The following is a 15,146-nucleotide window of genomic DNA, read 5'->3' as shown; positions in this document are numbered from 1 at the left end:
AAACAAGTCTTCCGTCCTAGAGTAATACTTATCTCAAGAATAAAAACCAAATTTCAGGTTATCACCCTATCCTATAGGTCATTGACTCAAAAACTCCACTTCATTCTTAAGAATCCCCGGTGAATCACACCCTGAAAATTCTCTGACTGCTTTGCATAAAAAGACTGCCAGGTGAAGTCCACATCCAGATTGGTGGCAAGATTGTATTGAAGGGATGGAAGGACCAGGAGCAAGTGGGTTCCCGGCGCATAAATCAGTGAAACTTGTCCAGAAAACAATGGCGTGAATTGCTTAGCTGTGGTAAAGACTCCGTTCCATTTGGTGGGCATTAGATTCTGCGGTGAAAGTTGAAAATTAAAAAGACTGATGTTTTCAATCGGCTCATCTATTCCTTTACTGTTGAGTAAAAAGCCTAGATTCAAATACCAACCTTTTTCAAAGACATAGTCACTTTCCATGGTCAGGTTGAGTTGGGCAGTAGTATCTCTATGGGCGGCATAATATTGAATTTCTCCTTTGAAACCTGCCTGGCCAATACTTCCCGACCAGCCGGTTCCCAAGGTCAAAATTTCTTGATAAACCCCTGCAGAAAACTGAAAATCATAGCTATACTTATTGAAATTATACTTTGCGGCTACCACCGCTTTATTGCTTTGATCAGCAGCAGAGGCAGCGATTTCCAAACTTGACATTTCGGTTAGGTGATATTTGGCTTTCACCGCATCCCTTCCCGGTCTTTCCTCATAATCAAAATCCAGAAAATTATAGGTGTTGAAAATATCGTTCGGATTCCAAATCGTACCGATTCCCCAATTAATTCGCTGTCTTCCCAGGCGAATTTCAAAAGCATTACTTTGATACTCCAGCCAAAACCGATCTACATAGGTCTGCATCAGCATACTTTCAGTTTCAAACCAGATCACTGAAGCATTGATCCATTCATTGGGATTTCGGATTCCTGAAGAAAACTCTGGAATGTATTTTACTTCTTCACCCCAAAAAAGTCTTGTCCTAAATTCTGCGGCTCCCCGAATTTTTTGACTCGGGTTCCATTTTAGGTTCAGCCGATTATGAATCAAATTTCCAGTGACCAGACTGTCAAATGATCTGTTGAAAGTAAGGGATTGCAGGTCTTTCAAATATCCCCTCAATTCCAATTTTTGTGACAATTTTGTCTCCGTCTGAGCAAAAAGAACTTGAGTTATCAGCATGGATAAGCTTATAATCCTCAAAAACTTCCATATGCCTAAGGAAGTACACATAGATTAATTCCTTGGTTTTTCTCCTTCATGTGGTAAATCAGTAGGTACCCGTGCAGTATCAGAATGGATTTGACCGTCAACCAAAGTGATCACTCTCCTTGCCCGTTCAATGACCCGCGCATCATGGGTAGAAAATATAAACGTGATATTTTCCTCTTGATTCAATTTCGCCATGATGTCCAGGAGATTGGTGGCTGATTTGGAGTCCAAATTAGCGGTAGGCTCGTCGGCCAACACAAATTGAGGTTTGGATGCCAAGGCCCTCGCTACCGCCACTCGCTGCTGCTGTCCTCCGGATAATTGGGCCGGACGTGTGTCCATCTTGTCTTCCATCCCGATCTCCCTGAAGAGATTCAGTACTCTTTCATCGATTTCTTCCTTTTTCTTATGCTGAAGTTGCATGATAAGCTCAACATTTTCCCTAGCTGTCAAGACAGGAATCAGATTGAAAGACTGAAAAACAAAGCCGATGTGGTGCAGACGAAAATCTATCAGTGCATTCGGGGAAAGCTGTGTAATGTCCTTGCCATTGATTAGAATACTTCCCTTATCGGGTTTATCTAACCCACCAAGCAAATTCAGCAAGGTAGTTTTGCCGGAACCTGATGGACCTACGAGTGCAGTGAACTCTCCCCTTTCCAAATGGAGATGCACATTATTTACCGCCAAAATCGGAATGGTGTCCGGATTAAAAGTCTTGCTTACGTTATGGGCATCAATGACAGTCTTCATAGTTGTGGGAATTATTGCCTTAGCGCATCAGCAGGCTGAAGTTTGATGGCTTTCCATGAAGGAAACAAAGCGGAAATCAAGGCGGTAATGAATACAATCAGCAGCACGCTATCCATCGTCGCAAAAGGAAATTCCGGATAGATCATACTTCCAAATCCAAAACTGGACATCGCTTCCTCTGAAAAAGAGGAAATATCAATTCCTGTTTTGGAGAAGTAAAGGATTGAAAACCAAGAACAAATAAATCCAATAGGAACTCCTACCAATGTGAGGATGAGCGTTTCGGTCAGGATCAAGAGAAAAATTTTCTTTCTGTTCATCCCTAAAGCGGTCAGCATTCCTATTTCCCTGGTCCTCTCGATGACCGACATCAACATGGTATTGATAATGCCGAATGCCAATGCAATCATGATGATCCCAATGATAATAGAGGAATATTGATTGATGGTGCCTACCAATAATTCAGTTTCCGGAGAATTTTCCTTCCAAGTCAAAACTGAATACTGAGGAAATTGAGCTTGAACTCCATTTTTCACCAAATCAAGATCCTCGTCTTTATTCAGAATCACAGCGATTTCATGGCTGCTTTCCCGTAGTCCCAAATCGTCCATCAGTGTAGCTCGATTGACATAAACAATCCGTTCATCTAATGGCGTATTAATGGTTTGATAAATTCCTGTCACCCGAAATGCACCGGAAGTCACCGTATTCTCTATATCAGTAAACGTAAGAACCAGTTTTGAACCCACTTTAAGCTTCATTTTCCCGGCTAGCTTTTTACTGATCAGAATTCCATTTTTTTTCCCGGGGTCCAAAAGTTCCCCTTCTTTGACTTTGAGATCCACCCTGGAAACTTCCTTTTCGTCCTCCAGATCAATACCGATGATTTGGACTCCAGATGTGCCTGTCGTTGTGGCAAGCATTCCTTGTGCAAGGACTCTATTGGAAAAAGCCTTGATTTCGGGAATCTTCTTCAACTCATTCTCCAGAAGGTTCTCATCTATTGTAAACTTGGGGTCATAGTCTTTTTTGAATTCAGGATGATGAACCTGTAGATGAGCTACTTCGGTATCAATCACTGTACGTACCCGTTCACTCATCATCCCTTCATAAAGCCCTAAGACAAACAGGCCTGCAAACAAACCGATAGCCACCGAGATCATGATGATGAGGCTTCGGGTTTTATTGCGCCATACGTTTCTCCAGGCCATTTTCAGGTTCATAGCTTCATTTTTTCATTGCCGTTACGGGATTTAGCCGTGCAATTTTTAAAAGAGGATAAAGGGAAAGTAAAAGCGCCAAGACAAGCACCAATAAGCCCTGTCGAAGGAAAATTTCAGGATTTGTGGAGGTGGGAAAAATCGCTTCAAACCCAAATTCCTCATACACTTTGGCCAATTCACCTTTAAACCGGATAGGAAAACGATTTAGATAAATCACAATTGGAATGCTGGCCAAAATCCCCAAAACACATCCCGCGAAAACTGTCAGGACCGATTCGATCAACATCAACTGCATCAATTTGCCTTTTTTCATTCCTATAGCTACCAGCATGCCCATTTCATACTTTCGCTCCACCATCATCATGAGTAAGGTACCGATGATTCCGAAGCCAATCAGCATATACAAAACACCCTGAATGATGATCAAGCTGGCTTTGTCTGTCCGAATGTGCTGGACTACCTCGGGCATCATTTCCTCCCAGGTCATCACTTCATAATCGGAACCCAAACTACTTTTTACCTTTTCTGCAGTGGGATTTAGATAATCTGGATTTTCCAGTCCAATCACGTAGGATGTGAGCATATTTTGAACGCTGTAAAGTTCCTGGGCTACCGAAAGACTCAGGTAAAGAGTTTGGTCATTTAGATCAGGTGACCCGAATTTTAGGATTCCCTTGATCGGGTATTTTCCTACTGCCATAGCCCCATGATAACCCTGACCGATGATAACTAAGGTATCATGAAGACTAAGATTCAAGCGATTGGCCAAGCCTTCAGACAGTAAAGAAGCAGGATCATTTTCGGAGAGGTACTCCCCTTCTATCAGTTTGTTTTCCAGTTGGGTTATGGAATTTTCCAAATCCGGGGAAATTCCAATAACCAGACAGCCTTTTGTCAGCGTATCCGAAGAGACCAAAGCAAAAGATTCAATTCGGGGTGCAACGGCTGTTATATTCTGATGCTGTGAAATCAGGTTTGACAACTTGGAGGAATTTTCAAACGTGTTGTCCAATATTTGCTCCTCCCAGTACCCTTTTTTATGTATCTGTATGTATCCGTTGTAAAAACTGACTACGTTTTTGATTAGGTTCTCGAATATTCCATCCTGAAGAGAATTGGTCAGAGTGGAAAGTATGACCGAAAAAAATACCGCTGCAATGGTAATGGCTGTCCGGTTACGGTTTCGCCACATATTTTTCCATGCCAGCTTCAGCAACCACATATCAGTTCAGTTTTCTCATTTGGTCCATGGTGAAAAAGCTGTCCTCCAATGGCCGATTAAAACGGATGCTTTTGTAGATAATCTCCGTTTTCTGGTTCTTTTTGTCCTGTGGAACCATTTCAAATCGCGTCGGAATCAGCCTTCCGTCCATCTGTTTGATGTCATAGCCGGTCATGGTATTGACCAAATAGCCATCTTCGTCATAAAACCGGGTATGAAGCTCCAAAAAATCTTTTTTATCAATCACGATGATGAGCTTACCCCAAACCAGTGCAGATTCAGGTTTGGGTATCATTTGAATAAGGAAACTCTCCCGGTCTGCCACCATCGTATCGCCAATGATGGTATGGGTATAATCTTCCAAAACTGAAGATTCTTTGACCAAATCATCATTGGTGAAATCCGTTCCCATCCAGCTTTGGCTCATCATGGAGGGAGGAAGCTTGATCGTTCGTTCTACTGTAGGTAGCCAGTTCCAGACTTCTTTTTTTCGCTTCAAAAAAACTGTCCCCTTGTCCTTTGCAGGAGTTTGGATGAGAATCATGGCGTAATCATTTCCTTTCATCCAGGTCTTTACACTCATTTCTCGGGTCCAGGACGGTCGGGTGGTTTTGATGACCAATTCTGCCTCGGAAGTATTTCCCCTCATTTTTTCATCAGCCTTCCGCACTATTTCTTTGGCATCTTGGGCTTGGACAAAGCTCAAACGAGCCATCAGAAGAAGGAATGCAAGAATGGAGGATTTCAGAAAGCTCATGTCACCAAGAATCTTCTAGAAGTTAATCAATTTTCAAAAAATCTTCAACTGAAGTAATCTTTTGATTTTCAACAATATCAGGGTGATTGAAGTAGAGCTTTTACCTGGTGTAAATTTGTGATGGGTGTAAACCAGAGATGAACACCCATCAACCAATAGTTTAGATTTTTTAGCTCAACACCTGGACCTTTGAGGTATGGGCAAATCATTCCATTCGCCCAATTCCATCCAAAATATTGCCTCAGCCGATGTCTAACCTCAACCTGAAGCTATACGAATGCTTGCTACCTTAATATTCAGAATTCCATTTACCTCAACTTGAGTACAGAAACATAAAAATCAGGATCAACCTCCAATTCCGAATTTTGATCTACCTTAAGTTGAGTCCAATTGGTGGAAATCACTATCCGCTGTTTTTTACCCTCGAGTTCAACATCTACAGGCATTTCAAAATTTTTCAGACAATTGCTGAACCGGTAATTCAAAGTCTTGGCATCTGAAAAATAATACTCCAACACCGGAATTCGCTCGTCTCTTAAATATTGGTCAAAAATAGGTGTGAGATCCATGCCAAAAGCTTGAGAAATATAACTTTCCACCTGCTGAGTAGTCACTGTTTGATGGTAAAATTCCTGATTCAAACCTCTGAGAATTTGTCTCCATTTCTCATCATCTTTCAGAATTTCTCGGAGCATGTTGAGCAAATTTCCTCCTTTGTAGTACATATCTCCCGAACCTCGCTGATTCACTCCATAGGTACCGATAATCGGACGATCATTAGCGATGTTCATTCGAGTGCCCCTGACATACTCCTGACCGGCTTCTTTTCCATAATGATAATCCAAAAAGAGGCTTTCCGAATAGTTGGTAAAGCTCTCATGGATCCACATATCGGCCACGTCCTTGTAAGTGATGTTATTGGCAAACCACTCATGACCGGCCTCGTGGATGATGATAAAGTCAAACTTCAAACCCCAACCTGTGCCACTTAGATCCCGGCCCCGATAGCCCATTTGGTAGCCATTGCCATAAGTGACTGAGCTTTGGTGCTCCATGCCGAGATAGGGTGCATCAACGAGCTTAAAGCCGTCTTCATAAAAAGGGTATGGGCCAAACCAGTGTTCAAAGGCCTTCATCATCCGTCCTGCATCCTGAAAATGGACTTTGGCTTTTTCTAGGTTTTCTCTGAGCACAAAGTAATCCATATCCAAGGTGCCTTTTTCTCCGACATACTTCTCTCCAAAATGGACATAATCCCCGATGTTGATATTTACCCCATAATCATTGATCGGATTGACCACAGACCAGTGATAGGTGTTTTTGCCATTCCCCATATCGATTCCTACCAAACGACCATTCGAAACATCCATTAACCCATCCGGAACTGTCACACTGATCATTAGGCTATCCACTTCATCGGCCGGATGATCTTTAAGTGGCCACCAGATGCTGGATCCAATTCCTTGATTGGAGGATGCTATAAAAGGTTTTCCGTTGCTGTCTTTGGTCCAGGTAATTCCCCCGTCCCAAGGCGGTCGGATGGCTTCTTTGGGTTGGCCTTCGTAGCTCACAACAAGTTCTTCAAAGGTACCCGGAACCTGCTTCTTCTTTAGCGTAACAAAGTGAGCCGCTCCTTCCCTTTTAAAATCCAGCTTCTCTCCTGCTTGAACTATAGAGGTGATTTTCAATGGTTCCTGCAAGTCAAGCTGTAAAACTTGATGTTCTGATACCACTCGATATCTTATTGTATTTGAACCTTTTATGGATTTGGTTTCAGGGAAAATTTCCACTGTCAAGTGGTAATGATTTAGATCCCACCAAGCTCGTTCGGGCGTGATGCTTCCCCGTAGAGTATCCGCTCGGGTGATGGTTTGCTGACCTATTCCAGCTAGGTGAGTTGACAAAAAAAGGAGGCTGAATCCGACCAGTATTTTTAAATTCAGTTTTGACATATTCTATAAAATTTCACTAAGAAAGTGACTTTTATCTAACATCTCAATACTAAAAACCAAAGAGGGAGCGATTGTCCAAATCCATCCAATTTAAAGTTGATTTCTGCTTCCAATTAGTGATTTGAATAAGGCTGCGATCTTAAACTTTGAAATCCGGATTGTAGCGAGCGACAAATGAAAATCGTACTTAGAAAAGAAACACTATCAGAAATATGCGGTCATTCATAATATCCTTCATTTTTATTCTAGCTATTTCCAGTTGCAATGAGGAAGACGGGCAATTAGAAAGCAGGTTTGAAGAAGGTACTTACAGAGGTACTTTCATTAGAAATTGGCCTTCTGGCCAAAGTAATACAGCGACCATCACCATGACTTTTGAGGATAATAAATGGAGTGGCTCCAGCAACATTCCGAAGTTTCCAGCCTTATGCCGAGGCACCTATTCCATCACTGGTAATAAAATCACTTTTCAGAATGAATGCCCATGGACAGCTGAATTTGATTGGAGCCTCATCCTTTCAGGCGAATTTACCTTAGAGAAAAGCGGTAAAGAATTGGAGTTCTCAAATTATACCCGTTCCGCTACTTTCACTGATCATTATAAGCTGGTTAAAGAATAAGAACTACCTATAAAAACTCTTTGCCAACTCAACTATTCTGGAAAAGAATAACATTAACTCTTGAACAGCCCCTACTGGTTTCTGATCTTCATCTTTTCATTGGAACTTCCAAATTTACTTTTGCCCCTCCCCGTCTTTTGCTTTCATCCGCCGCTTCCATAAAGGCATAGATTTCAAGTGTTTCTCTGGAATCGATGGGTGATTTTTTGGTTCGGAAAAACTCAGCAATCTGTACTACCAAAGGTTCATAGCCTTCGAAGGGTCCAAAAAACAGATTTCCATCGGTCCCAAAGGCGGTTCCTCCATAATCGTGCTTTCCAGATCTCATGCCCCTGAAGGTTCCGATCCGACCGTCTTTCCAGGTTCCTACGACTACTTCAGCATCCGGAGTTGAAAAGCGTGTCACTGATTCACATCCCACACCCATCGCAGTAAACAGGATTTCCACCCCATGAATCCCGTACCAAAACAAATCCGGATGGCTGGGTTCGAGTGTTGCAGGGCTGAATGCATCACAGGCCAGAACTTTTCCGACTTTGTTTTCATGACGGACGGCATGGACATTCTTTTGATAGCGCAGCGAGGAACAGGAAAACATCGGAACGCCCGCTACTTCCGCTTCTTGGTAAATTTTTACGGCATCTGCAAAAGAACCCGCAACCGGCTTGTCGATAAAAACAGGCTTTTTAGCCTTAAATACGGCCCTTGCCTGTTCCAAGTGAGGTTTGCCGTCATTGGTCTCCAGAAGCACCACATCTACTTTTTGAAGTAAAGCTTCGATGGAATCCACGATTTCCACACCTTGTTCTTTCACTTGATCGATGTAACCCGGAATTCGGTCCATGCTGGATTTGATGTCGCGGCTGCCGTAAGGATAGGCGGCCACGACGCGAAATCCCGCTAGTTCAGGCTTGGGATTCTCGGCATTAAAAAGCTTGGTAAAGGCTGGAGCATGTGAGGTGTCCAAACCGATGATTCCGATTTTAATTGGATTTACTTGGGTATTTCCAAGGAGGGAAAAAGGTAAAGAACTCAAGCTTGCTGCGGCTCCAAATGCTGTGGTTTTTTTTATAAATGATCGACGGGATGATTTCATAACAAATTGAAATAATGAATTTTATATGGTTTTATTAATGTCAATTTTTTGAAAATGTATTTAAATACAGGTCGTGCCTTTGGCACTCTTGGAAACTTATATTTTACCATTTGCCCAGAATTGAATTCTGGGCTAGTATAGAACACGCTTTCAGCGCTTTTCCTTGATTTCAATTTATAGCACATGCCCTGAAGGGGCAATTTGTAATAGCCTCAAATTCAATTTGGGGCTATGAATTTAATCCAATCTCAAGAGCACCAAAGGTGCGATCTGTGCCAAATTTGGAGATCCCTTACACCTTAAAGAAAATCTTCTTCCGATAAAGAAAATACAAGAACAGCCAAACCAACCCCAAAGCCCCCAAACTTTCCATTACCGGCATCCAATTTTCTCCTAAAGGTTTGTAAAGCCCTTCAAACAAAAGCCTGGAAGTATATCTGAAATTGACAAACCGATAGATCATGTAGATCGTCAAACTGTTCATCCCCACCACAACAAAGAAGAAGGCCCATTTCTGAAATTTCAGGATGTCGATCATCAGGTAAAAAAGGCCCATTGAAAGAAATGCCAAACCCGAAGTCAGCATAATAAAGGAACTCGTCCACATCCGCTTGAAAATTGGGAAATGAAGGTTCCAGACCAAGGCTATTCCGATGAAAATCAGCCCGGTAATCAGGAGTTCTTTGAGTTTTTGATTTTCTGAACTATTGATTTTCCGTAGAATTTCTCCTGCATGCGCTCCAAAGATCGTCAAACAGATTGCCGGAAAAGTGGTCAGAATTCCCAATTCATCGAATTGTCCTTGAAGCAGCCTTCCTGGTAGAAAAGTTCGGTCAAACCAACCCACCAAATTTCCCTCGAAACTCAAATCTCCTGCTCCAAATCCCGGAACGGGAACCAAAAAAACGGCTGCATAATAAAGCATCAAAATTCCTCCTGCGATGATCAACCGCTTCATCGCATTGAAGTTGAGAAAGAGAAAAACCGTCACAAAACCTGCTATTCCAATTCTTCCCAAGACGCTTCCCAAACGGATTTGCTCCCAATCGAAAAAGGGAAAAGGAGCATTTTTGTCCAAAATACCCAAGCCAATCAGGATTATCATTCTCCAAAATGCCTTTCGATAGATTTGGCTTTTGGGAGCATTGGCTTCTTTCAATTTCCCCAAGGAAAAAGGAATGGAAACCCCTGCCACGAACAGGAAAAGAGGAAAAATGAAATCGTAAAAGGTAAATCCGATCCACTCCGGGTGCTCAAATTGATGAGCCAGACTATCCATCCAAGTCATGGAAGTTTTGCCTTCCAAACTTCGGAAAAAAGCATCCGCCCCACAGATCATCAGCATGTCAAAGCCCCGAAGAGCATCGATTGACACCAGTCTCTTTGAAGGTTCTTTGAGCAGAATATCCATACGATCAGAGTTTAGGTTCCCAGCCTTTTTGGTATTCTCTGCCCCAAAGTTTCATGGCCTCCTTGTCACCAAGGATCTTTCCTGAATTTTGGTCAATTTCCAAAGCTCTTCCAGTTCGGTAGGAAATATTGCCCAAATGGCACAGCAACACGCTTTTTTGAATTTCAGGGTAAGGGGAAATCTGACTTTCTCCCTTATCAATGGCATTAATAAAATTGGTAAAATGAGCGATGTCCATGTCAAAACCAGCGCCGCGTTGATCCACCACGGTATTGGTCGTGGGCTCGGCAGATTTCACCAGCTTATTGGCGTTGTCGTAGATTTTGTAGGAGTTGTTGAGGAGTTCGAGCGTACCGTTTTCCCCATGAAATGAAACCCCTGAACCCATGGCGTTAATGTCGCGTGCATTGCAACTGCGTCCTTCCCAGAGGATGGATTTTCCGCCTGCAAAATCATAGCTGGCAATCTGGGTATCCGGGGTCTCCCAATCGTCCTGAAAATGGTAGCGCCCTCCGCTGGAATAGCATTTTTCGGGATAATCCACCTGCAATCCCCACCGGGCCAAATCCAAAAAGTGCACGCCATTATTGACGATTTCTCCTGTGCCCCAGTGCCAGAACCAGTGCCAATTGTAATGAATCAGGTTGTCTTTGAATTCTTTTCGAGGAACAGGCCCTTGCCAAAGCTCAAAATCCAGCCATTCTGGAACAGCCGCTGGCTTGCCGTAGCCAATTGATTTTCGGGTATTTGTATACCAAGCTCGGGCATAATAAGCCTTTCCGATTGCGCCGGAGTGAAGTTCTTTCATCGCCTCCTGCACTCTTGGCCAAGACCGGCGTTGATTGCCCATCTGAACGATTTTACCATACTTTTTGGTTGCTTCCACAAGCAGTTCGGATTCGGCAGGATTGTGCGAACCTGGCTTTTCCAGATATACATGTTTTCCTGCCTGAAGCGCCATAATGGAGGCTGGCGTATGCCAAAAATCAGGCATGGCAATCGAGACTGCATCCAGCGTTTTGTCTTCCAAGGCTTTTCTGAAATCTACCAAACCTGTTGGAGCTGTTTTCACTCCCTCTTTCAAAGCCAAGGCAATCCCGTTTTCCCGAGCACGGGAATCCACATCGCAGATGTAAGTGATTTCCACGTTAGGGATTTTGGCAAATGCCTGAATGTGCTGCAAGCCCCGGCTGTTGACGCCGATCACTGCTATGCGGTATTTGTCTTTGAGTGGATATTGAGAAAGGATATTGAATGAAAAAGCGGAAGAAGCCGCACTGAGACCCAAGGCTCCGGTTGCGGCCGTTTTGATAAAATGACGGCGGTTGAGGTTATTTTTCATGATGCTGTGGTTTTGAGTTTGGGTTAATCGAGAGGTATTTCTACTCCGTTTTTTAGGACTTTGAGAATTTTTAAAGTTTGATCTGGAGCTTGTTCTGCTAAAATCAAGTCTGCATTTTGACCGATTTGGATAGGCTCAAAAGAAGTATCAAAGAGCCTTTGAGGTCGTTTGGAGGCCATTTGCCAGGCTTCAGGAAGATCTGCCAATTTATTTTTGAGAAGGAAATTGATGCCTTGAAAGATATTCATAGCCGAACCTGCAAGCGTGTTGGCATTACCCAACAGGTGAAGCTTTCCATCAGAGGTTAATATGACTTTTCCTCCAACTGCAGCATTATAATCTCCAGGCGGCATGCCCGCCAAAGCCACGGAGTCACTGACGATCATCAGTTTTTCGGCTTTCACTTTCTTAAAGACCTGAATTACTTCAGCCGGAAGATGAAATCCATCCGCAATGATGGTGGCAGAAAGATTTTCGGCCGCCAGTTGAGACCAGAGGTAGTTGGGATGACGGGCAATGATGCTGTGCATTCCATTTCCCAAGTGGGTGGAAAGCCTCGCTCCTGCTTTCACCGCTTCCATAATTTGTTCATGACTGGCGTTCGTATGTCCGATGGAAACTAAAATCCCGGATTCCACACATTTTTCAATAAAAAAGGCGCTTCCCTCCCATTCCGGAGAAAGGGTGATCATCCTAATCAGACCTTCGCTTTCGTCAATCCACTTTTGAAACAAATTCCAGTTCGGAGCCTGTACAAATTCTCTGAAATGTGCACCTCTTGGTCCGTCTTCAGGAGAAATAAAAGGTCCTTCAATATGAATTCCACTGATGCAGGATTTGGCCAATAGATCATTTTTGCGAATCTGAACCACCTGCTGAATCAAAGCTGAAATCTTCTCCGGTGAATTGGTGATGATGGTGGGAAAATGGCTGGTAATTCCGCATTGAAGCAGTTTTTTGGAAATTTGACCCAAAGCCAAAACATCACTTTGAATCGAATTGTAATCCAAGCCACCATACCCATTCACTTGAATGTCAGTGAAACCAGGGCCTATCCAAACATTTTCCGGACAGGACTCAGAAGGTAAGACGGCCTTTATCTTCCCTTCGGAAATAAAGATTTCCAGTGGTTTTCCATCCAAAAAAGACTTTCCGATCAGGCGAGGTTCCATCTTCTGATTTTATGTCCATGGACTGCGTAAAACACCAGATACAAATAGCAAGGGAAAAGCACCCAATAAGCCTGTTGAACATTGACCGCGTCAGCCACGGCACCATAGGCAAGTGGCATGATGGCATTGCCGCAGAGTCCCATGATCATAATGGAAGCTCCGAGTTTGGTGAATCGACCCAATCCGTCTAAAGCCAAAGGCCAAATTCCAGCCCAAACCAGAGAATTGGCCAAGCCCAGCAGAACTACAAACCAAATCGACACATCCGATGTGATACCCAAAATCGTCACTTGACCCGAGGTGAAAATGATCAGCAGCGTGAATACCGTGCCCAACAGCGTACAAATCCGAAGCACATTCACCTGAGAAATTACTTTGGGAATCAAAGAAATACCGATCAGATAGCCCAAGATCGTAAATGCAAGCGTGTAGGAAGGGAAGACTTTGGCTTCCATCAATCCTATCCCAAAGGAGTTGGCATAAGGAATGACCGTATCGATCGCAATGACCTGGGTACCTACATGCAGAAAGATCGCTACCGCTCCCAAAATCAGATGGGGAAACTGGAAAATGGAGTTTTTACCTGAATTAGCCTCTGCTACTTCTGCGGTCTCATGTTCCGTGTCGATCTCAGGAAGTGGGGAAAACCTCACAAAGATTCCCAAGCCCAAAAGCACGGTTCCGACCACAGAATAAGGCAAAATGACTCGCCGGATCAATTCATCCAAGGCAGCGTCTTTCGCCTCCGGAGTCATGGTGTCCAACTGCTGGAAGAGTTCGTTGTCCCCCACTCTGAGAATAACCGCTGCAAAGAGAATCGGCGCCAAAATCCCAGCTCCTTTGTTGAAAATCCCCATTACACTGATGCGTTGGGCTGCATTTTCTTTGGGACCCAAAACCGTCACGTAAGGATTTGCAGCAGTCTGAAGAACCGCCAAACCTGTTCCCAGCGTGAATAAACCCAGGAGGAAAATCTCATAGGTTCGGCTCATCGCGGCTGGAACAAAAATGAAGGCTCCTACTGCCATAGCAAAAAAACCGACCATCATTCCTTTCTTAAATCCCACTGCTTTGAGCAGATAGGAAGAAGGTACCGACATGACTAGGTAGGAAATGTAAAAGGCAAAAGCAACGAGGTAGGAATCGAAGTTGCTGAGCGTAAAGGCGATTTTGAAATAGGGAATCAGGATCGCATTGACCCAGGAGACAAATCCGAAGATAAAGAAAAGCATCCCGATGATGCCAATGGATATCCAGGTATCCCGTTGGCTAAGCTGATCGGCACGAACCGCAGCGGTGGTTTTTGACATAGGCTGGTTTTGGGTTATAAGAAAAAAAGATAATTTAAGAATTATTGATGTGAGTGAAGACCTGCCTGAGGCAGACAGGCACTCACATCGGCGGTATTTTCGCCACCGTGAGTGTCCTCACTCACGGATTATCCTTTTAAATTCTCTTTTTCCATTTGCCTTAAATACCAAATTTTATGTCACCCATCCAAAAAATTTCCGATCAATGGTTGGAAAGAAAGGATGAAGCGGCTTCTTCCAGAAAAATCTGAAAATTCGGTCGCCTCCGTGAGTGTCCTTACTCACGGAACATTCATTTAAAGCTTATTAAGCAAAGATGAAGCAGGCTGATCCAAAAAGATCTGACAATCTTGATGCTCTTGTAAGATCGAAGCCGGTTGAAGATTGGAGATTTCTCCTTGAAGACAGTCTTTCACTGCTTGGGCTTTTCGTAAATCAGGAACCGAACAAATGATGGATTTTGATTTCATGATTTGACGGATTGACATGCTTATGGCTTGGGTCGGTACAGCTTCCAAATTGGGAAACCACCCCTCTCCCAGCTGCTGCATGCGACAGGCATGATCCAAATTGACGACTAAATAAGGCTTTTCCGTTTCAAAATCTGCAGGGGGATCATTGAACGCCAAGTGTCCGTTTTCCCCGATTCCTACAAATGCCACGTCTATTGGATGATTTTGAATCAAAGTCGAAAGTCGTTCGCATTCTTTTTCGGGTTCATTTTCTCCGTCAATCAAGTGATAGGCTTTTAACTGAGGAACATGATTAAAAAATCGCTCCAGCAGATATTTCCGAAAACTGGCCGGATGCGTGATCGTAAGTCCAAGGTATTCATCCAAATGAAATACAGTCACCTTGCTCCAATCGATGTCTTTTTCAGCCAACAACTGCTTCAGTGTTTCAAACTGACTAGTGCCGGTAGCCAAGATAATGTTGGCAAATCCTTGGTTTTGAATGGCTTTTCGAATCAGTTCAGCACCGATTTTTCCGGCTTTTTGGCCCAATTCAACTGGGTTTGGGGAAATGGAAATGGTCATAGCTTGGAGT

At 43.4% G+C, this 15,146-nt stretch carries 13 protein-coding genes; 1 reads left to right on the top strand and 12 read right to left on the bottom strand.

Annotated features, from left to right (window positions below; genetic code table 11):
- Nucleotides 1-86 precede the first annotated feature (86 nt).
- From DDT91_RS05225 to DDT91_RS05200, 6 genes are all read right to left on the bottom strand, one after another.
- On the bottom strand, nucleotides 87-1,211 hold the full coding sequence (locus DDT91_RS05225) for a hypothetical protein (RefSeq protein WP_187175078.1): 1,125 nt from the start codon (nucleotides 1,209-1,211) through the stop codon (nucleotides 87-89).
- Between the two features lie 54 nt (nucleotides 1,212-1,265).
- Nucleotides 1,266-1,994 (bottom strand): ABC transporter ATP-binding protein, encoded by a 729-nt coding sequence (locus DDT91_RS05220; protein ID WP_187175077.1) that lies wholly within the window; start codon nucleotides 1,992-1,994, stop codon nucleotides 1,266-1,268.
- A gap of 11 nt (nucleotides 1,995-2,005) precedes the next feature.
- Nucleotides 2,006-3,217 (bottom strand): FtsX-like permease family protein, encoded by a 1,212-nt coding sequence (locus tag DDT91_RS05215; RefSeq protein WP_187175076.1) that lies wholly within the window; start codon nucleotides 3,215-3,217, stop codon nucleotides 2,006-2,008.
- A 4-nt stretch (nucleotides 3,218-3,221) separates the two neighbouring features.
- A complete protein-coding gene (locus DDT91_RS05210; RefSeq protein WP_187175075.1) occupies nucleotides 3,222-4,439 on the bottom strand; it encodes an FtsX-like permease family protein in 1,218 nt (405 codons plus the stop codon).
- Nucleotide 4,440: 1 nt separating this feature from the next.
- Nucleotides 4,441-5,196: an outer membrane lipoprotein-sorting protein gene (locus DDT91_RS05205; protein WP_255502025.1), complete on the bottom strand. Its 756-nt coding sequence runs from the start codon at nucleotides 5,194-5,196 to the stop codon at nucleotides 4,441-4,443.
- 308 nt (nucleotides 5,197-5,504) lie between these two features.
- Complete coding sequence (locus DDT91_RS05200; RefSeq protein WP_187175074.1) at nucleotides 5,505-7,148, bottom strand: M1 family metallopeptidase; 1,644 nt, start codon at nucleotides 7,146-7,148, stop codon at nucleotides 5,505-5,507.
- Between the two features lie 212 nt (nucleotides 7,149-7,360).
- On the opposite strand from DDT91_RS05200, the gene DDT91_RS05195 reads away from it, so the two are divergent.
- On the top strand, nucleotides 7,361-7,768 hold the full coding sequence (locus tag DDT91_RS05195) for a hypothetical protein (RefSeq protein WP_187175073.1): 408 nt from the start codon (nucleotides 7,361-7,363) through the stop codon (nucleotides 7,766-7,768).
- 88 nt (nucleotides 7,769-7,856) lie between these two features.
- On the opposite strand, the gene DDT91_RS05190 is transcribed toward DDT91_RS05195, so the two are convergent.
- The 6 genes from DDT91_RS05190 to DDT91_RS05165 all read right to left on the bottom strand — a co-directional run bounded on the left by DDT91_RS05190 (nucleotide 7,857) and on the right by DDT91_RS05165 (nucleotide 15,136).
- Complete coding sequence (locus DDT91_RS05190; protein ID WP_187175072.1) at nucleotides 7,857-8,864, bottom strand: Gfo/Idh/MocA family protein; 1,008 nt, start codon at nucleotides 8,862-8,864, stop codon at nucleotides 7,857-7,859.
- A gap of 292 nt (nucleotides 8,865-9,156) precedes the next feature.
- Nucleotides 9,157-10,275: an acyltransferase family protein gene (locus DDT91_RS05185; protein WP_187175071.1), complete on the bottom strand. Its 1,119-nt coding sequence runs from the start codon at nucleotides 10,273-10,275 to the stop codon at nucleotides 9,157-9,159.
- A gap of 4 nt (nucleotides 10,276-10,279) precedes the next feature.
- The gene (locus DDT91_RS05180) at nucleotides 10,280-11,617 is read right to left on the bottom strand and encodes a Gfo/Idh/MocA family protein (protein WP_187175070.1); all 1,338 of its coding nucleotides are present in this window, start codon (nucleotides 11,615-11,617) and stop codon (nucleotides 10,280-10,282) included.
- A 23-nt stretch (nucleotides 11,618-11,640) separates the two neighbouring features.
- Nucleotides 11,641-12,789, bottom strand: coding sequence for an N-acetylglucosamine-6-phosphate deacetylase (locus DDT91_RS05175; protein WP_187175069.1), 1,149 nt, complete (start codon nucleotides 12,787-12,789; stop codon nucleotides 11,641-11,643).
- Nucleotides 12,774-14,099, bottom strand: coding sequence for a sugar MFS transporter (locus DDT91_RS05170; RefSeq protein WP_187175068.1), 1,326 nt, complete (start codon nucleotides 14,097-14,099; stop codon nucleotides 12,774-12,776). Before DDT91_RS05170 ends, DDT91_RS05175 begins: the two co-directional genes overlap by 16 nt.
- 296 nt (nucleotides 14,100-14,395) lie before the next feature.
- A complete protein-coding gene (locus DDT91_RS05165) occupies nucleotides 14,396-15,136 on the bottom strand; it encodes a glucosamine-6-phosphate deaminase (protein ID WP_187175067.1) in 741 nt (246 codons plus the stop codon).
- Between the last annotated feature and the right edge of the window lie 10 nt (nucleotides 15,137-15,146).

Origin of the sequence: Algoriphagus sp. AK58 (assembly GCF_014324365.1) — a bacterium.
Lineage (GTDB): Bacteria > Bacteroidota > Bacteroidia > Cytophagales > Cyclobacteriaceae > Algoriphagus.
This window is presented reverse-complemented; position numbering and strand designations above follow the sequence as displayed.